Annotated in this window: 15 protein-coding genes; 10 read left to right on the forward strand and 5 right to left on the reverse strand. The window is 71.7% G+C overall.

Annotated features, from left to right (window positions below; genetic code table 11):
* The first annotated feature begins 386 nt into the window (after positions 1–386).
* From rpsB to rlmN, 6 genes are all read left to right on the forward strand, one after another.
* Entirely contained in the window at positions 387–1,214 is an 828-nt protein-coding gene (gene rpsB, locus ACZ3TI_RS14680; RefSeq protein ID WP_449804591.1) for a 30S ribosomal protein S2, read from the forward strand.
* 129 nt (positions 1,215–1,343) lie between these two features.
* Positions 1,344–2,183 carry a translation elongation factor Ts gene (tsf, locus tag ACZ3TI_RS14685; protein ID WP_465726547.1) on the forward strand — a complete coding sequence of 280 codons (840 nt, stop codon included), beginning with the start codon at positions 1,344–1,346 and terminating at the stop codon, positions 2,181–2,183.
* 261 nt (positions 2,184–2,444) lie between these two features.
* The gene (gene pyrH / locus ACZ3TI_RS14690; RefSeq protein ID WP_189923573.1) at positions 2,445–3,209 is read left to right on the forward strand and encodes a UMP kinase; all 765 of its coding nucleotides are present in this window, start codon (positions 2,445–2,447) and stop codon (positions 3,207–3,209) included.
* A 98-nt stretch (positions 3,210–3,307) separates the two neighbouring features.
* A complete protein-coding gene (gene frr, locus ACZ3TI_RS14695; RefSeq protein WP_465726548.1) occupies positions 3,308–3,865 on the forward strand; it encodes a ribosome recycling factor in 558 nt (185 codons plus the stop codon).
* 287 nt (positions 3,866–4,152) lie between these two features.
* Complete coding sequence (locus tag ACZ3TI_RS14700; RefSeq protein WP_465726577.1) at positions 4,153–5,370, forward strand: phosphatidate cytidylyltransferase; 1,218 nt, start codon at positions 4,153–4,155, stop codon at positions 5,368–5,370.
* Between the two features lie 107 nt (positions 5,371–5,477).
* The gene (gene rlmN, locus ACZ3TI_RS14705) at positions 5,478–6,578 is read left to right on the forward strand and encodes a dual-specificity RNA methyltransferase RlmN (protein ID WP_465726549.1); all 1,101 of its coding nucleotides are present in this window, start codon (positions 5,478–5,480) and stop codon (positions 6,576–6,578) included.
* A gap of 9 nt (positions 6,579–6,587) precedes the next feature.
* On the opposite strand, the gene ACZ3TI_RS14710 is transcribed toward rlmN, so the two are convergent.
* The 4 genes from ACZ3TI_RS14710 to ACZ3TI_RS14725 form a co-directional block, all read right to left on the reverse strand.
* Complete coding sequence (locus tag ACZ3TI_RS14710) at positions 6,588–7,739, reverse strand: hypothetical protein (protein ID WP_465726550.1); 1,152 nt, start codon at positions 7,737–7,739, stop codon at positions 6,588–6,590.
* A gap of 39 nt (positions 7,740–7,778) precedes the next feature.
* Positions 7,779–8,534, reverse strand: a complete 756-nt coding sequence (locus ACZ3TI_RS14715; RefSeq protein WP_465726551.1) for an ABC transporter ATP-binding protein — start codon at positions 8,532–8,534, stop codon at positions 7,779–7,781.
* A gap of 259 nt (positions 8,535–8,793) precedes the next feature.
* Complete coding sequence (locus ACZ3TI_RS14720; RefSeq protein ID WP_030056796.1) at positions 8,794–10,188, reverse strand: aspartate aminotransferase family protein; 1,395 nt, start codon at positions 10,186–10,188, stop codon at positions 8,794–8,796.
* A complete protein-coding gene (locus tag ACZ3TI_RS14725; RefSeq protein WP_030243538.1) occupies positions 10,185–10,658 on the reverse strand; it encodes an Lrp/AsnC family transcriptional regulator in 474 nt (157 codons plus the stop codon). The genes ACZ3TI_RS14720 and ACZ3TI_RS14725 overlap by 4 nt, the downstream gene beginning before the upstream one ends.
* A gap of 251 nt (positions 10,659–10,909) precedes the next feature.
* On the opposite strand from ACZ3TI_RS14725, the gene ACZ3TI_RS14730 reads away from it, so the two are divergent.
* From ACZ3TI_RS14730 to ACZ3TI_RS14740, 3 genes are all read left to right on the forward strand, one after another.
* The gene (locus tag ACZ3TI_RS14730; RefSeq protein WP_465726552.1) at positions 10,910–12,403 is read left to right on the forward strand and encodes a gamma-aminobutyraldehyde dehydrogenase; all 1,494 of its coding nucleotides are present in this window, start codon (positions 10,910–10,912) and stop codon (positions 12,401–12,403) included.
* 192 nt (positions 12,404–12,595) lie between these two features.
* Positions 12,596–13,954 carry an aminotransferase class III-fold pyridoxal phosphate-dependent enzyme gene (locus ACZ3TI_RS14735; RefSeq protein ID WP_465726553.1) on the forward strand — a complete coding sequence of 453 codons (1,359 nt, stop codon included), beginning with the start codon at positions 12,596–12,598 and terminating at the stop codon, positions 13,952–13,954.
* Positions 13,955–14,023: 69 nt separating this feature from the next.
* Positions 14,024–15,223, forward strand: coding sequence for a polyamine ABC transporter substrate-binding protein (locus tag ACZ3TI_RS14740; RefSeq protein ID WP_465726554.1), 1,200 nt, complete (start codon positions 14,024–14,026; stop codon positions 15,221–15,223).
* Between the two features lie 24 nt (positions 15,224–15,247).
* Here the strand turns inward: ACZ3TI_RS14740 and ACZ3TI_RS14745 are convergent, their stop codons facing one another.
* Positions 15,248–16,900 (reverse strand): PucR family transcriptional regulator, encoded by a 1,653-nt coding sequence (locus ACZ3TI_RS14745; RefSeq protein ID WP_465726555.1) that lies wholly within the window; start codon positions 16,898–16,900, stop codon positions 15,248–15,250.
* Between the two features lie 379 nt (positions 16,901–17,279).
* Between ACZ3TI_RS14745 and ACZ3TI_RS14750 the strand changes: the two genes are divergently transcribed.
* Complete coding sequence (locus ACZ3TI_RS14750) at positions 17,280–18,791, forward strand: gamma-aminobutyraldehyde dehydrogenase (protein ID WP_465726556.1); 1,512 nt, start codon at positions 17,280–17,282, stop codon at positions 18,789–18,791.
* Positions 18,792–18,806: the final 15 nt, after the last annotated feature.

An 18,806-nucleotide genomic window follows, 5' to 3' on the forward strand; every position in this document is an offset into this window, starting at 1 on the left:
GGCGCACGCCCCTCGCACCCCCGCCGATCCCCGCCGTTCCCAGGCTCTCCCCAGCTCCCCGGCGGGCCTCCGGCCACCGGTGAAGTCGCCCGCCGCTCGGCGCTTCCCGTACACTTCACACGCGACCCGGTCCGCCGGGTCGACTTCGCACGCCCCGCCACCGGTGGTCGGACGCGGTTCGTCCGCAGCCCCGCCAGGTGCGAGTGCCGCTCGGTCCGCCGAGCCCGACCGGCCCCAGGGCCGAGCGGGCGCAAGCGGCTCGGCACGTTCGGGGCGTCAGGCGTGGCTGTCACCTGGCCGCCACGGACAAACCGAGACTGACCCGGCTGTGAGCGTCGCTCCGACGAGCTGCCGCCGCCGGGCCGTAACACCTGAGGAGCACGGCAATGGCCGTCGTCACGATGCGGGAGCTGCTGGAGAGCGGCGTCCACTTCGGTCACCAGACCCGCCGCTGGAACCCGAAGATGAAGCGCTTCATCATCACCGAGCGCAACGGCATCTACATCATCGACCTCCTGCAGTCGCTGAACTACATCGACCGCGCCTTCGAGTTCATCAAGGAGACCGTTGCCCACGGCGGCAGCGTCCTCTTCGTCGGCACGAAGAAGCAGGCCCAGGAGGCCATCGCCGAGCAGGCCACCCGCGTGGGCATGCCCTACGTGAACCAGCGCTGGCTCGGCGGCATGCTGACCAACTTCTCGACCGTCTACAAGCGCCTGCAGCGCCTGAAGGAGCTCGGCGAGCTGGACTTCTCGGACGTGGCCGGTTCCGGCCTGACCAAGAAGGAGCTCCTGGTCCTCCAGCGCGAGCACGACAAGCTGGAGAAGACCCTCGGCGGTATCCGCGACATGCAGCGCGTTCCCAGCGCCGTCTGGATCGTGGACACCAAGAAGGAGCACATCGCGGTCGGCGAGGCCCGGAAGCTCAACATCCCGGTCGTCGCCATCCTCGACACCAACTGCGACCCGGACGAGGTCGACTACAAGATCCCGGGCAACGACGACGCGATCCGCTCCGTCACCCTGCTGACCCGCGTGATCGCCGACGCCGTCGCCGAGGGCCTGAAGGCCCGCGCCGGTGTCGCCAAGGGCGACGCCAAGGCCGAGCCGGGTGCCGACCAGCCGCTGGCCGACTGGGAGAAGGACCTCATCGAGGGCGAGAAGAAGGCCGAGGAGGCCCCCGCCGCCGCCGAGGCTCCGGCCGAGCAGGCCTGACGTACCAAGGGTGAGGGGCACCCGCCGGTACGACACCGGTAGGTGCCCCTCTCTCCCGCGCCGGGACCGAACCATCGGTCCCGGCGCATCCCCACGCAGACACGCGAGACGCGAGAAGAGATTCACACCATGGCGAACTTCACCGCCGCGGACGTCAAGAAGCTCCGTGAGCTCACCGGCGCCGGCATGATGGACTGCAAGAAGGCCCTGGACGAGGCCGAGGGCAACGTCGAGAAGGCCGTCGAGCTCCTGCGCATCAAGGGCCAGAAGGGTGTTGCCAAGCGCGAGGGCCGTGACGCCTCCAACGGCGCCGTCGCCGCGCTGATCGCCGAGGACAAGAAGTCCGGCGTCCTGGTCGAGCTGAACTGCGAGACCGACTTCGTCGCCAAGGGTGACAAGTTCGTCGAGGTCGCCGACGCGATCGCCGCCCACGTCGCCAAGACCGCCCCGGCCGACCTGGACGCCGCCCTGGCCTCCGAGATCGAGGCCGGCAAGACCGTCCAGCAGTTCGTGGACGAGGCCAACGCGAGCCTCGGCGAGAAGATCGTCTTCCGTCGCTTCGCCCAGTTCGACGGTGACGGCTTCGTCGCGGTCTACCTGCACAAGACCAGCCCCGACCTGCCGCCGGCCGTCGGCGTCCTGGTCGAGCTGGACAAGGAGAACGCCGAGGTCGCCAAGGACGTCGCGCAGCACATCGCCGCCTTCGCCCCGAAGTACCTGTCCCGCGAGGACATCCCGGCCGAGGACATCGAGAACGAGCGCCGCGTCGCCGAGGCCACCGCTCGCGAGGAGGGCAAGCCGGAGGCCGCCCTGCCGAAGATCGTCGAGGGTCGCGTCACCGGCTTCGTGAAGGAGTTCTCCGTCCTGGAGCAGGCCTTCGCGAAGGACAACAAGAAGACCGTCGCCAAGGTCCTCGAGGAGAACGGCGTCGCCCTCAAGCGCTTCGCCCGCTTCCGCGTCGGCGCCTGAGCCACGTTCCACCTGGTCCCCGGCACCTTTACGCTGGGAACCGCCCCCGCCCGCTGACCGGGGCGGGCGGAACGCCGAACGGGCTCACCCAGCGCCAACCGTCCACGGGCGGGCTCGCGTCGGCACCATGAACGACGAGGAGGCCATTGCCGTGCAGGACACCGAACCGGTTCCCGCGGCAGTGGCCTCCTCGCGTGTACACGCAGGCGGGGCACCCGCACACCCGCGCCTGTGACCAGTAGGTGCAAAAAGGAGAAGTCCATGCAGGAGACGCAGGAGACCGCGCAGGACCCCAAGGACGGCTCGCGCCGCCGGGTGCTGCTCAAGCTGTCCGGTGAAGCCTTCGCCGGTGGCGGCGGGCTCGGCGTCGACCCGGACGTCGTGCACGCGATCGCCCGGGAGATCGCCACCGTCGTCCGTGCCGGTACCGAGGTCGCGGTGGTCATCGGAGGCGGCAACTTCTTCCGGGGCGCCGAGCTGCAGGTCCGCGGCATGGACCGGGCCCGCTCCGACTACATGGGCATGCTCGGCACCGTCATGAACTGCCTGGCGCTGCAGGACTTCCTGGTCAAGGAGGGCATCGAGACCCGGGTCCAGACCGCCATCACCATGGGCCAGGTCGCCGAGCCGTACCTGCCGCTGCGGGCCGTCCGGCACCTGGAGAAGGGCCGCGTGGTGATCTTCGGCGCCGGTATGGGCATGCCGTACTTCTCCACCGACACCACGGCCGTCCAGCGCGCGCTGGAGATCCACGCCGACGTCCTGCTGATGGGCAAGAACGGCGTGGACGGCGTCTACGACTCCGACCCGCGGACCAACCCGGACGCGGTCAAGTTCGACGCGCTGGAGTACTCCGAGGTCATCGCGCGCGACCTCAAGGTCGCCGACCTCACCGCGATCACGCTGTGCAAGGACAACAACCTTCCGATGCTGGTCTTCGAACTGCTGGCGGAGGGCAATATCGCGCGCGCGGTGAAGAGTGAGAAGATCGGCACACTCATCAGCCAGGATTCTGTCCGGGCCTGAGCAGCAACCAGCCGTACGGAACGGCGCGGGCGCCGCGACCGGCCTCCGCGCCGACACCGGTCGGAACAACAGCAGATGAACCGGACAGGGAGATCACAGTGATCGAAGAGACCCTCCTCGAGGCCGAGGAGAAGATGGAGAAGGCCGTCAGCGTCGCCAAGGACGACCTCGCGGCCATCCGTACCGGCCGTGCGCACCCGGCGATGTTCGCCAAGATCGTCGCGGAGTACTACGGCGCCGTGACCCCGATCAACCAGCTGGCCTCGTTCTCGGTGCCGGAGCCGCGGATGGCGGTCGTCTCGCCGTTCGACAAGACCGCGCTGAAGGCCATCGAGCAGGCGATCCGCGACTCCGACCTGGGCGTCAACCCGTCGAACGACGGCTCGATCATCCGCGTGGTGCTGCCGGAGCTGACCGAGGAGCGCCGCCGGGAGTTCATCAAGATCGCCCGCACCAAGGGCGAGGACGCCAAGATCTCCATCCGCGCGGTGCGTCGCAAGGCCAAGGACGCCATCGACAAGCTGGTCAAGGACGGCGAGGTCGGCGAGGACGACGGCCGCCGCGCCGAGAAGGAGCTCGACGACACCACGAACAAGTACGTGGCCCAGGTCGACGAGCTGCTGAAGCACAAGGAAGCCGAGCTGCTCGAGGTCTGATGAACGACGCCCCTGACGCCCCTGGCTACTGGGGCCCGTCCGACCAGCAGTTCCAGCCCTACCGCCCGGCGCCGCAGCCGCAGCCGCAGGCACCCCGTACCCCGGCCCACCAGGCGCCGGGGTACGGCGAGCCGCCGGCGCCGGTCCAGGGAAACCCCGGCCACCCGGGCGGCCAGGCCGTGCCCCCGGGCGCGCCGGGTGGTGCCCCGGTGGTGCGGGGCTTCCGTTCGGATCACCCGCAGCAGCCTCCGGTGTACTGGGGCGGCGACGCGGAGGAGACTCAGGTCATGCCTCCCGTACCGGCCGACCCCGGCCCGCCTCCCGGTGTGCCCGATCCCGGCCGGTCGGCCGGCCACGGCCCGTCCGCGGCCCCCGGTCGGCCCTCCGCGGGCGGTCCGGCCGACCCCGCCGCGGGCCCGGCCCGGGAGGCCGGCCGGCTGAGCGGACCGCTGTTCCGGGACGAGCAGCCCGCGCCCGCGCCGCCCGGCGTGACGGAGACGGTCGTGCTGCGCGCGATCTCCGGGGAAGCCGCCCCCGCCCCCGGCATGCCGCCGTACCCGGGGGCACCGGTGCATCCCGCGCCGCCGCCCAGCCACCCGGCGGCCGGGCAGCCCCACTTCGTGCCGTCGTCCCATCCAGGGCAGGAGACACCCGTGGCCGCCCAGCCCGACCCGCAGCCGCAGCCGCGCAAGCAGCGCGGTGGCCGTAACCTCCAGGCCGCCATAGGCGTGGGGGTCGGCCTCGGCACGCTGATCGTCGCCTCGCTGTTCGTGGTGAAGGCGCTGTTCCTGGTCGTCGTGATGGCCGCGGTCGCGGTCGGCGTCTGGGAGCTGACCAGCCGGCTCGCCGAGCGCAAGCAGATCAAGGCGCCGCTGGTCCCGCTGGTCGCGGGCGGCATCGCCATGGTCGCCACCGGCTACTGGTCCGGGATCCAGTGGGCTGCGGCCTCGCTCGCGCTGACCGGGCTGGCGGTGATGGTCTGGCGGATGGCCGAGCCGCCGGAGAACTACCTGCGGGACATAACCGCAGGCGTGTTCACCGCCTTCTACGTGCCGTTCCTGGCCACCTTCGTGGCGATGATGCTGGCGGCCGACGACGGCCCCCAGCGGATCGTGCTCTTCCTGATCGTCACGATCTGCAGCGACACCGGCGCCTACGCCGTGGGCTACAAGTTCGGCAGGAACAAGCTGGCCCCGACGATCAGCCCCGGCAAGACCCGCGAGGGCCTGGCCGGCGGCATCGCCCTGTCGATGCTGGCGGGCGCGCTGCTGATGGAGCTGATCATCGACGGCGGCAGCTGGTGGCAGGGCCTGATCCTCGGCGGCTGCGCGGCGGTCACCGCGACCCTGGGCGACCTGGGCGAGTCGATGATCAAGCGCGACCTCGGGATCAAGGACATGGGCACGCTGCTGCCCGGCCACGGCGGCATCATGGACCGGCTGGACTCGCTCCTGCCGACGGCCCCGGTGGTCTGGCTGCTGCTGGCGGCTTTCGTCGGCAGCTGATCCACGTACGCGGAAGGGCCCCGGACGCCAGGCGACCGGGGCCCTTCCGCGTACGCGACGACGGGTGGGCCGGGTGGAGTCCCGGCGTCTGCGACACTGGAACAACCATGCCTAAGCCCGGAGAACTCACCTTTGTCGCGCCGCGCGGCGCCAAGCCCCCGCGACACCTCGCCGACCTGAGCCCCGCCGAGCGCAAGGAGGCCGTCGCCGAGCTGGGCGAGCAGCCGTTCCGCGCCAAGCAGCTCTCCAACCACTACTTCGGCCGGATGTCGAACGACCCGGCGAGCTGGACGGATATCCCCGCCGCCAGCCGGGAGAAGCTCACCGGGAGCCTGCTGCCGGAGCTGATGTCGGTGGTCCGGCACGTCTCCTGCGACGACGACGCCACCCGCAAGACGCTGTGGAAGCTCTTCGACGGCACGCTCGTGGAGTCCGTGCTGATGCGCTACCCGGACCGGGTCACCATGTGCATCAGCTCGCAGGCCGGCTGCGGCATGAACTGCCCGTTCTGCGCCACCGGCCAGGCCGGGCTGACCCGCAACCTGTCCACCGCCGAGATCGTCGAGCAGATCGCCGCCGGGATGCGCTCGCTCAAGAGCGGTGAGATCCCGGGCGGCGAGGCGCGGCTGTCCAACGTGGTCTTCATGGGCATGGGCGAGCCGCTGGCCAACTACAACCGGGTGCTGGCCGCGATCCGCCGGCTGACCGACCCGGCGCCGGACGGCTTCGGCCTGTCGCAGCGCGGCATCACCGTCTCCACCGTCGGGCTCGTCCCGGCGATGCACCGCTTCGCCGACGAGGGCCTCAGCTGCCGCCTGGCGCTGTCCCTGCACGCCCCGGACGACGAACTGCGCGACGAGCTGGTGCCGGTGAACACCCGGTGGAAGGTCGCCGAGGTGCTGGACGCGGCGTGGAACTACGCGGAGAAGTCCGGCCGTCGGATCTCCATCGAGTACGCGCTGATCAAGGACATCAACGACCAGGCCTGGCGGGCCGACCTGCTCGGCCGGCTGATCAAGAACCACCGGGTGCACGTCAACCTGATCCCGCTGAACCCGACCCCGGGTTCCAAGTGGACCGCCTCCCGGCCCGAGGACGAGCGCGAGTTCGTCCGTCGGCTGCAGTCGCACGGCGTGCCGACGACCGTCCGCGACACCCGCGGCCAGGAGATCGACGGCGCCTGCGGCCAGCTCGCCGCGGCGGGCTAGACCCGGCAGTCACCGCAGTCCGGCGGCCGCCAGTGCGGCGGTCGCCCCGCCGGTCAGCAGCAGCGTGGTGCCGACCGCCAGGGTGCGCAGCGCGACCGCGCCGAACAGCAGCCGGGGCGAGGTGCCGAGGCGCAGCAGCGCCTCGGTGACGTCCCGGCGGTCGGTGCGGACCTCGGCCAGCCGGGCGACCACCGCGGCCGCCGCGCAGCCCAGCACCAGGCAGGCCTCGACGGCGGGCAGCGCGTCGGCGCTGTCGGGGGTGCCGATCCAGTAGCGGATGGTGGTGAGCACCAGCGCGACGGCGAGGGTGAGGACGGCCAGTGGTGCGCCGAGGCGCGGGGCCTGGGCGGTGAGCCCGCGTCCGGCGAGCAGTCGCAGCGGGGTGGGCCGCCCGAGGGCGAGCAGTCGTCCGGCCCAGGCCAGCAGCGGGCCGGTGAGCAGGGCGAGGCCGAGCGCGCTCGCGGCCCAGCCGCCGAGGGCGGCGGTGCTGGTGGTGCCGAGCCCGGCGGGCAGGTGGATCGGGCGGCCGTCGGCGGCGGCGCCGGGCCGCAGCGCGATGAGTTCGAGCGCGGCGCCGATCACGCCCAGTCCGATCGGCAGGGCGATCCGCCAGGGGCCGAAGCCGGTGCGGCGGCGGGTGCGGGTGCCGGGCAGGTTCTCGGTGGCGGGCACCGCGCAGGCGGCGGCGATGCCGGCGGTGAGCGGGACCAGGGCGAGCAGGGTGACGGGCGCGGCGGCCGGCAGCGGCACGCCCATGCCGAGGTCGGGGGCGAGCGAGGGCCCGGCGATGTCGTTGCGCAGCACCAGGAAGGCCAGCAGGGTGAGCACGCTGCCGAGGGTGCAGGAGAGGGCGACCTCGCCGGCGATCAGGGCCCGGATCCGGCGCGAGCCGGCTCCGGCGGCGGTGAGGCCGGCGATCCGCTCGGGCCGCCGGGCGGGCACCGAGCGGGCGGCGACGGCCGCGAACCAGGCGACGGCGGCGAGCGGGGGCAGGCACCAGAGGAGCCGGACCAGCGGGTCAGTGCCGCCCAGCGGGTCGCTCATCGCCCGGCCGAGGGAGCGCAGCAGGAAGGCAGCGACCACGGCGGCGGCCAGCGCGGTGAGCAGCCAGCGGCCGAGGTCGGGCACCCGGTAGCCCCGGGCCAGACGGAGATAGAACACGTCGACTCTTTCAGCGGCTTGGGCGCGCCCTGGGCGTGGTCAGCGGCGGGTGGCCGTGACGGCAGACGCTCCGGTGGCCCCGGTCGCGGCGGTGCCGCGCGGGACGGGGGCGGCGGGGGCGGTGAGCCGTCCGTCGACGAGGGCGACGGCGCGGTCCGCGAACCGGACGAGCTCGGGGTCGTGGGTGGCGAGGACGAGGGTGAGCTGGTGCGAGCGGCCCGCGCTGGTCAGTATCCGCATGACCTGGTCGGCGGCCTCGCGGTGCAGCGGGGCGGTGGGGTCGTCGGCGAAGACGACGGGCGGCAGCGGGGCCAGGGCGCGGGCGACGGCGACCCGCTGGCGCTGGCTCTGGACCAGCCGGTCCGGGCGGTGCTTGGCGAAGTCGCCGACGTCGAGGCGCTCCAGCCACTCGTCGGCGGCGGTGTAGGCGGCCTTGTTGCCGGCCCCGGCGAGCAGCAGCGGCAGGGCGACGTTCTCCCGGGCGGTCAGTTCGGGGACGAGGTGGGGCTCGGAGCCGACGAAGCCGAACCGGTCGCGGCGCAGCCGTTCGCGGCCGGTCCGGGTGAGGGTGTGCACGGGGGCGCTGTTGAACCAGACCTCGCCCTCGTCGACCGGGAGCTGGGCGGAGAGGCAGGCCAGCAGGGTGCTCTTGCCGGAGCCGCGGGGGCCGGTGACGGCGAGCACCTCGCCCTCGCGCACGCCGAGCGAGATGCCGCGCAGGGCGGGGGTGCCGTGATGGGACTTGACGATCCCTCGGGCCCACAGCACGTCGTTGTCAGGCGGTGCCGCTGACATCAGGTTCCATCCTGGGTGGCCGCAGGGATATGACAGTCGTCAGATTAGAACGACCGGGGCGGGCCGCGGTTGCGGCGCACTGGTCCATCACGGGCAAATCACCCGCATTCAGGCATGTTTGGTCGTACGACTGTGATGTTGCGGGCGCGGAACGCCATCGGCGGGGCCGCCTGGGGAGGGGGTGGGGGGACGCCGAAGGGCGGCCCCGCGGGGAGCGGGACCGCCCTTCGGCGGAGGGTGGGGGAGAGGGCTCAGGGGATCAGAGCTTCGCCCACGCGTCGGTGAGGCTGGTCCGCAGGATCTGCTCGATCTCGTCGAAGGTCGACTGGTCGGAGATCAGCGGCGGGGCCAGCTGGACGACCGGGTCGCCGCGGTCGTCGGCACGGCAGTACAGGCCGTTGTCGAACAGGGCCTTCGAGAGGAAGCCGTAGAGCACGCGCTCGGTCTCCTCCTCGTTGAAGGACTCCTTGGTGACCTTGTCCTTCACGAGCTCGATGCCGTAGAAGTAGCCGTTGCCGCGGACGTCGCCGACGATCGGCAGGTCGCGCAGCTTGCTCAGGGTGCCCAGGAAGCGCGACTCGTTGTCGAGCACGTGCTGGTTGAGGCCCTCGCGCTCGAAGATGTCGAGGTTGGCGAGCGCCACGGCCGAGGAGACCGGGTGGCCGGCGAAGGTGTAGCCGTGCAGGAAGGTGTTGTCACCCTTGTAGAACGGCTCGGCGATGCGGTCCGAGATGATCGTGGCGCCGATCGGGGAGTAGCCCGAGGTCATGCCCTTGGCGCAGGTGATCATGTCCGGCACGTAGCCGAACTTGTCGGCGCCGAACATGGTGCCGAGGCGGCCGAAGGCGCAGATGACCTCGTCCGAGACCAGCAGCACGTCGTGGCGGTCGCAGATCTCGCGCAGGCGCTGGAAGTAGCCGGGCGGCGGCGGGAAGCAGCCACCGGCGTTCTGCACCGGCTCGACGAAGACGGCAGCGACGGTCTCGGGGCCCTCGAAGAGGATGGCCTCCTCGACCTGGTCGGCGCACCAGCGGCCGTAGGCCTCGGGGTCGACGGTGCCGTCGGGGCCCTCGAGGTAGTGCGGGGCGCGGTAGATGTTGGTGTTCGGGGCCTTGTGGGTGCCCGGTACCAGCGGCTCGAACGGGGCCTTCAGGCCCGGCAGGCCGGTGATGGACAGCGCGCCCTGCGGGGTGCCGTGGTAGGCGATGGCGCGGGAGATGACCTTGTACTTGGTCGGCTTGCCGATCAGCTTGAAGTACTGCTTGGCGAGCTTCCAGGCGGTCTCGACGGCCTCGCCGCCGCCGGTGGAGAAGAAGACCTTGTTCAGGTCGCCCGGGGCGTAGTTGGCCAGGCGCTCGGCCAGCTCGACGGCCTTGGGGTGCGCGTAGCTCCAGATCGGGAAGAACGCGAGTTCCTTGGCCTGCTTGGCGGCGACCTCGGCGAGCTCGGTGCGGCCGTGACCGGCCTGCACGACGAACAGGCCGGCCAGGCCGTCGATGTACTTCCGGCCCTTGTCGTCCCAGATGTAGGTGCCCTCGCCCTTGACGATCGTCGGCACGGGGGAGTTCTCGTACGACGACATGCGGGTGAAGTGCATCCACAGGTGGTCGTAGGCGGTCTTGGAAAGGTCCTTCTGCGCCGGGTCGGCTGTCATCGGGTGCCCCAGGTGTAGGTCTGTTTCCGGAGCTTCAGGTAAACGAAGCTCTCGGTGCTCCGCACGCCGGGAAGCGCGCGGATGCGCTTGTTGATCAGTTCGAGCAGGTGCTCGTCGTCCTCGCAGACCAGTTCGGCCAGGAGGTCGAACGAGCCTGCGGTGCAGACGACGTAGTCGACCTCGTCGAGGGCGGCCAGCGCGTCGGCGACGGGCTCGATGTCACCCTCGACCCGGATGCCGACCATCGCCTGGCGGGTGAAGCCGACGGTGAGCGGGTCCGTGACGGCGACGATCTGCATCACGCCTTGGTCGAGCAGCTTCTGGACGCGCTGCCGTACGGCTGCCTCGGACAGGCCGACGGCCTTTCCGATGGCGGCGTACGGGCGGCGCCCGTCCTCCTGGAGTTGCTCGATGATCGCCTTGGAGGCGGCGTCGAGGGGAACGCTGGCGTTCCGGTCGCGGTTGGCCACGCGGCCACTGTGCCCGATCGGCCCGGTGTTCGCAAGCTTGGAAACTGCTGATTTCGTCGTGATCTTGGAAAACGCATACGGATTTCATCGTGTGCGCGCAGTCCACCTGTCGATAACGGCAGTCGGGCGGCTACCCTGGCACGGTACGCGCGCGGCCCCGCGAGGTTGTCGTGCGTACCGCCACCAGTGGACCGCGCCGATCCGGGCCCGGCCACTCGGCACCCTTCGTGCGTCGGACCCGCCGACGTACCATGGCGCCGGAATCTGCAACGCCGCAGGCCCAGACCGAGGAGAGATCCGTGAGCGACCTTCGCACGCTGCGCAACTACATCAACGGTGAGTTCGTCGACGCGGCAGACGGCCGCACGCTCGACATCGTCGACCCGACCACCGGCGAGGTGTACGCGACGTCGCCGCTGTCCGGCGCCGCGGACGTGGACGCCGCCATGGCCTCCGCCGCCGCCGCGTTCCCGATCTGGCGGGACGCCACCCCGAGCACCCGGCAGAAGCTGCTGCTCAAGATCGCGGACGCGGTCGAGGCCCGGGCCGACGAGATCGTCGACGCCGAGGTACGCAACACCGGCAAGCCCCGCGCGCTGACCCTCTCCGAGGAGATCGGCCCGATGGTGGACCAGATCCGCTTCTTCGCCGGTGCCGCCCGCCTGCTCGAGGGCAAGGCCGCCGGTGAGTACATGGACGGGATGACCTCGATCATCCGCCGCGAGCCGGTCGGCGTCTGTGCCCAGGTCGCGCCGTGGAACTACCCGATGATGATGGCCGTCTGGAAGTTCGCCCCGGCCATCGCCGCGGGCAACGCCGTCGTCCTGAAGCCCTCGGACACCACCCCGGCCTCCACCGTGCTGCTGGCCGAGATCATCGGCGGCGTCCTCAAGGAGCTGGACCTGCCGGCCGGCGTCTTCAACGTCATCTGCGGCGACCGCGAGACCGGCAAGCTGATGGTCGAGCACAAGACCCCGGCGATGGCCTCCATCACCGGCTCGGTCCGGGCCGGCATCCAGGTCGCCGAGTCGGCCTCCAAGGACGTCAAGCGCGTCCACCTGGAGCTGGGCGGCAAGGCCCCGGTCGTGGTCTTCGAGGACGCCGACATCGCCGAGGCCGTCGAGGGCATCTCGGTGGCGGGCTACTTCAACGCCGGCCAGGACTGCACCGCCGCCACCCGCGTGCTGGTGCACGAGTCGATCCACGACGCCTTCGTCGAGGCGCTGGCGAAGGCCGCTGCCGAGACCAAGACCGGCGGCGTGGACGACGAGGACGTGCTGTACGGCCCGCTGAACAACGCCAACCAGCTGCAGCAGGTCGCCGGCTTCATCGAGCGGCTGCCCGCCCACGCCAAGGTCGAGGCCGGTGGCCACCGGGTCGGTGACAAGGGCTACTTCTACGCCCCGACCGTCGTCTCCGGCCTGAACCAGGACGACGAGATCATCCAGAACGAGGTCTTCGGCCCGGTCATCACCGTGCAGAAGTTCACCGACGAGGACCAGGCCGTCGAGTACGCCAACGGCGTCGAGTTCGCGCTGGCCTCCTCCGTGTGGACCAAGGACCACGCCCGCGCCATGCGGATGTCGCGCCGCCTGGACTTCGGCTGCGTCTGGATCAACACCCACATCCCGCTGGTCGCCGAGATGCCGCACGGTGGCTTCAAGAAGTCCGGCTACGGCAAGGACCTGTCGTCGTACGGCTTCGAGGACTACACCCGCGTGAAGCACGTCATGACCGCGATCTAGTCGGTCATGACCGTCGTCGCAGCATGACCGCGATCTGAGGCAACGCCCAGAGCGTGCAGATCGTACGAACTGACAATGGGCCCGGGGCTTTCCGCCCCGGGCCCGGTGTCTTTGCACCCTGTCGACCGATCGCGTGACCGGCTGACAAGATGAACCTGCACTTCGCCGACGGCCCGTCCTAGCCTTTCCGGCATGAGCATCCCCACCGCTGACTCAGCCGCCGGCCAGGCCGTCAAGGCAGCCGACCGCGCGCACGTCTTCCACTCGTGGTCCGCCCAGGCGCTGATCGACCCCCTCGCGGTGGCCGGCGCCGAGGGCTCGTACTTCTGGGACTACGACGGCAACCGCTACCTCGACTTCTCCTCGCAGCTGGTCAACACCAACATCGGTCACCAGCACCCGAAGGTGGTCGCCGCGATCCAGGAGCAGGCGGCGAAGCTCTGCACCATCGCGCCCGGCTTCGCGGTCGAGGCGCGCAGCGAGGCGGCGCGGCTGATCGCCGAACGCACCCCGGGCGACCTGGACAAGATCTTCTTCACCAACGGCGGCGCCGAGGCCAACGAGAACGCCATCCGGCTGGCCCGGCTGCACACCGGCCGGCAGAAGGTCCTCTCCACCTACCGCTCGTACCACGGCGCCACCGCCAACGCGATCGCCCTCACCGGCGACCCGCGGCGCTGGGCCAACGAGACCGGCGTCTCCGGCGTGGTGCACTTCTGGGGCCCGTACGCCTACCGCTCCAACTTCCACGCCGAGAACGAGGCGCAGGAGTGCGAGCGCGCGCTGCGGCACCTGGAGGAGGTGCTGGCCTTCGAGGGGCCGGGCACCGTCGCGGCGGTCATCCTCGAGACCGTGGTCGGCACCGCCGGCATCCTGGTCCCGCCGGCGGGCTACCTGGCTGGGGTGCGGGAGATCTGCGACCGCTACGGCATCGTGTTCATCCTGGACGAGGTGATGGCGGGCTTCGGCCGCACCGGCGAGTGGTTCGCCGCCGACCACTGGGGTGTCACCCCGGACCTGCTCACCTTCGCCAAGGGCGTCAACTCCGGCTATGTGCCGCTGGGCGGTGTGGCGATCAGCGCCGAGATCGCCGCCATCTTCGCCGAGCGGCCGTTCCCCGGCGGGCTCACCTACTCCGGCCACCCGCTGGCCTGCGCCTCCGCGGTGGCGACCATCAACACGATGGCGGAGGAGGGCATCGTCGAGAACGCCAAGCACATCGGCGAGACCGTGCTCGGCCCCGGCCTGCGCGAGCTGGCCGAGCGGCACCCGTCGATCGGCGAGGTCCGCGGCCTGGGCGTGTTCTGGGCGCTCGACCTGGTGAAGGACCGGGAGACCCGCGAGCCGCTGGTGCCGTACAACGCGGCCGGCGCCGCCAACGCGCCGATGGCCGAGCTGGCCACCGCCTGCAAGCAGCGCGGGCTCTGGCCGTTCGTCAACATGAACCGCTTCCACGTCGTCCCGCCGTGCACCGTCACCGAGGAGGAGGCCAAGACCGGCCTCGCGGTGCTGGACGAGGTGCTGTCGCTCACCGACGCGCACACTGTCTGACGTACCGACCAGGACGGCCCCGGACGCCTCCGCGCATCCGGGGCCGTCCCACGCTCCGGAAGGCTCCCCATGCCCAGCCCCACCCTGACCCGCCGCTCGTCCGACTCTCCCGTGCTGCGCCGACGTTCCGTGCTCGGTGGGGCCGCGCTGCTCGGTGCCGGCACGCTGGCCGGCTGCGGGATCCCGTCCGCGTACGTCCCCGAGGACCGCCGCTCGGCGCCGGACCGCTCGGAGACCGACAAGCGGCTCGCCTTCTCCAACTGGACGCAGTACATCGACACCGACGAGCAGGGCGGGCGACCGACCCTGGACGGCTTCAGCGCGAAGACCGGGATCGACGTCACCTACACCGAGGACATCAACGACAACGACGAGTTCTTCGGCAAGATCAGCCCGGTGCTCACCCAGGGCGCCGACCCCGGCCGGGACCTGATGGTGGTCAGCGACTGGATGGCCGGGCGGTACGTCTCGCTGGGCTGGGTGCAGGCCATGGACCGGGCCAACCTGCCCAACGTCACCGCCAACCTGGACCCGCAGCTCGCGAACCCGGTCTTCGACCCCGGGCGGAAGCGCAGCGTGCCCTGGCAGTCCGGGATCACCGGCATCGCGTACAACCGCAAGGCGCTCGGCCGGGAGATCACCTCCACCGCCGAGCTGTGGGCGCCCGACCTCAAGGGCCGGGTCACGCTGTTCGCCGGGCTGGACGAGGCGCTCGGATTGCTGATGCTCTCCCAAGGCGCCGACATCGCCCGGTTCACCGACGACGACGCGCACAAGGCGATGGACCTGGTGCAGAAGATGGTCGACACCGGCCACGTCCGCCGCTTCACCGGCAACGACTACACCAGCGACCTCGCCTCCGGTGCGGCGCTGGCCTGCCAGGCGTACTCCGGCGACGCCGTCCAGCTCACCGCCGAGAACCCGGACATCGAGTTCGTCGTGCCGCAGGAGGGCGGCGAGCTGTGGGCGGAGAGCCTGATGATCCCCAACCGGGCCACCCACAAGCGCAACGCCGAGGCGCTGATCGACTACTACTACCAGCCCGAGGTGGCCGCCGAGCTCGCCGCGGCGGTCCAGTACATCTGCCCGGTGCCGGCCGCCCGCGAGGTGCTGGCGGCCGGCGGCGACAAGGAGAAGGCCGAACTCGCCGAGAACCCGCTGGTCTTCCCGACCGAGGAGATGCGCGCCCGGCTGCGCACCATGCGCGACGTCACCTCGGCCGAGCGGCCCGAGCTGCACAAGGTCTGGGGCCGCATCACCGGGGTGTGATCCGCCGGGGCGTGGTCCTGGGGCTCAGCGCCGTACGGCGTCCAGGGCGAGCAGCGCCACGTGCAGGGAGAGGCAGGACTCGACCTGGTCGAGGTCCACGCCGAGGATCCGCTCCACCTTGTGCAGCCGGTCGTAGAAGGAGGGCCGGGACAGGTGCGCGGCGTCCGCCGCGGCCGACTTGTTCCGGCCCTGCTCCAGGTAGATCCGCAGCATCTGCACCAACTGGCCGTTGTGCTCGGCGTCGTGGGCCAGCAGCGGGCCCAGCTCGCGCTCCACGTAGGTCTGCAGCCGGGCGTCGTCGCGCAACAGGTGGAGCAGGCCGCGCAACCGGACGTCCGGCAGCCGGTAGTAGGAGGAGGTGCGGCCGCCGGGCGCGTCGTGCAGGGCGGCGTCGGCGACCTGGGTGGCCTCCAGCAGGGTGCGCCGGGCGTCGCGGACCGAGCCGACCGAGGAGCCCACCGCGACCACCGGGCCCGCCGGGTCGGCGCCCTCCCGGGCGGCCTCGGCGGACATCCGGCGCAGGGCGGCCGAGAGGGAGTCCAGCGCGGCGTGCTCGTCCTGCTGGGCCCCGAGCGCGATCAGCAGGCCGACGGCCTCGTCGTCCAGCGCGCCGACCAGGGCGGAGAGCCGGCAGGCCCGGACCGCGCCGGCCGCCAGCTCGGTGAAGTCGCGCAGCCTGGCCTGCGCCTCCAACGCTGCCGGGATCGGCCCGCGCCGCTGCCGCAGCACCACGCCGACCAGCCGGCGGCCCTCCAGCGGGACGCCGAGCGCCTGGGCGCGCAGCGCCGCCTCGGAGACGGTCAGCGCGTGGGTGAGGATGCCGGACAGCAGGGTCCGGTGGGTCTGCCGCTCCAGGCTCTCCCGGTCGCGCACCACCAGCCGGTTGAGCGCCAGCGCGGAGGCGCCGCGCTCAAGCAGCATGGCGTGCGGGTGGGCCTCGCCCTCGGGCAGCGGGCCGGGCTCCTGGACCAGCACCAGCCGGCCCCAGTCCTGGCCGCGGGCGCCGACGGTGGTGACCAGCCAGCCGCTGCGCGGGTCGTGGCCGGTGCGCCCGGGGGGACGGACCCCGCGCGAGCGGCGCTCCCAGTCCTCCAGCACCTCGGCCTCCGGACGGCCGGCGGTGTCGTGGGCGAGCACCTGGTGGGCCAGGTTCTCCAGGACCACCGGTGCGCCCGCCATCCGGGCCACCTGCCGGATCACCTCGGGCGGCTCGGCGCCCTCCACCACCAGCTCGTTGAACACCTGGTGGACGGACTCGGAGACGCGCAGCTGCTCCAGCTGGGCGTTGACCACCAGGGCGTGCACGGCCTCGGTGACGGCGACGAACCGCAGCTCGCGGCGGAGCGTGATCAGCGGCAGCCCGCGCTGCTCGGCGGCGTGCACCAGGGCGCGCGGGAGCGCGTCGAAGTAGCGCCGCCCGAACTCGACGACCAGGCCCGCCACCCCGACCTCGTCCAGCTCGCGGACGTAGCGGGCCAGGCCCTCGCGGTCCTCGGGCAGCGCGATGCCGGTGGTCAGCACCAGCTCGCCGCCGCGCAGCATCCCGGCGACGTCGGGCAGCTCGCTGACGTGGACCCAGCGGACCGGCCGCTCCAGGTGGTCGGCGCCGGCCACGACCTGGGGCAGGCCGCGCCGCATCACCTCCAGGTCGAGTACGCGGGCGACGGTGGGGAGCATCGCGGGCCTCCATGGCCGGGAGGGGAACAGCGCGGGCCGGGCTGATCAGAGTGTCAGGTGAATCATCCATCCTCCGGACGACCTGTCGCCCTGCCGGAAGCCTTGCACCCTGTAAGGCGCTTCGTGCCCGGGTTGCCGCAGTGACCCTTGTCACGCCCGGGCGGCAACGGGCATGGTCAGCGGGTCGGCCGTGGCGGAAAACCGATCCCGCACAGGAATCCGTCGCGTAACCGGAAAGCAACAGCGGAATCCCTTGCGAGGAATCCGCCGGACTGTCAGGATCGCGCAACCCCCAGTGATCGACACGGCGGAGTCCGCTACCCGCGGAAGCGCGATGTCGCCCATGCGCAGTCGCACCACCGGCACTTGGAGGAACCAGATGGACCTGACCGACTTCGGCGCGGGCGCCCAGTACGTCGCGGGCCGCCGGGCCCGGGGGAGCGGCGAGCCCTTCCAGGTCGTCAACCCGGCCGACGGCAGCGTGGTCCAGCAGGTCGCCCTGGCCGGCACCGGGGACGTCGACGCGGCCGTCGCAGCCGCGAAGGCCGCCCTGCCCGGCTGGTCCTCGGCCACCCCCGGTACGCGCTCCGAGGCGCTCACCCGGCTGGCCGCCGTACTGACCGAGGCCGGCGCGGACCTCGCCCGGGTGGAGACCGCGCAGACCGGCAAGCCGGTCAAGCTGGCCACCGAGTTCGACGTCCCCGGCACCATCGACAACGCCGCGTTCTTCGCCGGCGCCGCCCGCAACCTGGAGGGCAAGGCGGCCGGAGAGTACTCCGGCGACCACACCTCCTACGTGCGGCGCGAGGCGGTCGGCGTGGTCGGCTCCGTCTCGCCGTGGAACTACCCGCTGCAGATGGCTGCCTGGAAGATCCTCCCGGCGATCGCGGCGGGCAACACCATCGTGCTCAAGCCCGCCGAGCTGACCCCGCTCACCTCGCTGATGTTCGCCGCGGCGTGCACCGAGGCGGGCATCCCGGACGGCGTGGTCAACGTGGTCACCGGCGCCGGCCGCACCGCCGGCGAGCACCTGGTCGGGCACCCGGACGTCGCGATGGTCTCCTTCACCGGCTCCACCGCGGTCGGCATGCGGGTCGCCGAGATCGCCACCGCGGGCGTCAAGCGCACCCACCTGGAGCTCGGCGGCAAGGCCCCGTTCGTGGTCTTCGACGACGCCGACCTGGACGCCGCCGTGCACGGCGCGGTCGCCGCCTCGCTGATCAACGGCGGCCAGGACTGCACCGCCGCCACCCGCGCCTACGTCCAGCGCCCGCTGTACGACGCCTTCGTGGCCGGGGTGGCCGAGCTGTTCGCGGCGATCCGGATCGGCGACCCGCTGAACCCGCACACCGACCTCGGCCCGCTGGTCTCGTACACCCACCGGGACCGGGTGGCCGGCTTCGTGGAGCGCGCCCGCGGCTACGCCACCGTGGTCACCGGCGGCCGCGTACCGGAGAAGGGACACGACGGCTCCGACCTGACCCGCGGCGCCTACTACCCGCCCACCCTGATCACCGGGGCGGCCCAGGACAGCGAGGTCGTCCAGGGCGAGGTCTTCGGCCCGGTGCTGGCCGTGCTGCCCTTCGACGGCGACGACGAGGGCCTGCGGCTGGCCAACGACACCCCCTACGGCCTGGCCGCCTCGGCCTGGACGAGCAACGTGCACCGCTCGCTGCGCGCCACCCGGGAGATCGCGGCCGGGTGCGTCTGGGTCAACGACCACATCCCGATCATCAGCGAGATGCCGCACGGCGGCTACAAGGCGTCCGGCTACGGCAAGGACATGTCCCAGTACTCGCTGGACGAGTACACGCAGGTCAAGCACGTCATGTTCGACACCACCGCGGTGGCTCGCAAGGACTGGCACCGCACCGTCTTCGGAGACAGATAACCCCCGGACAAGGGC

The sequence above is a fragment of the Kitasatospora sp. NPDC023120 genome (assembly GCF_055560835.1).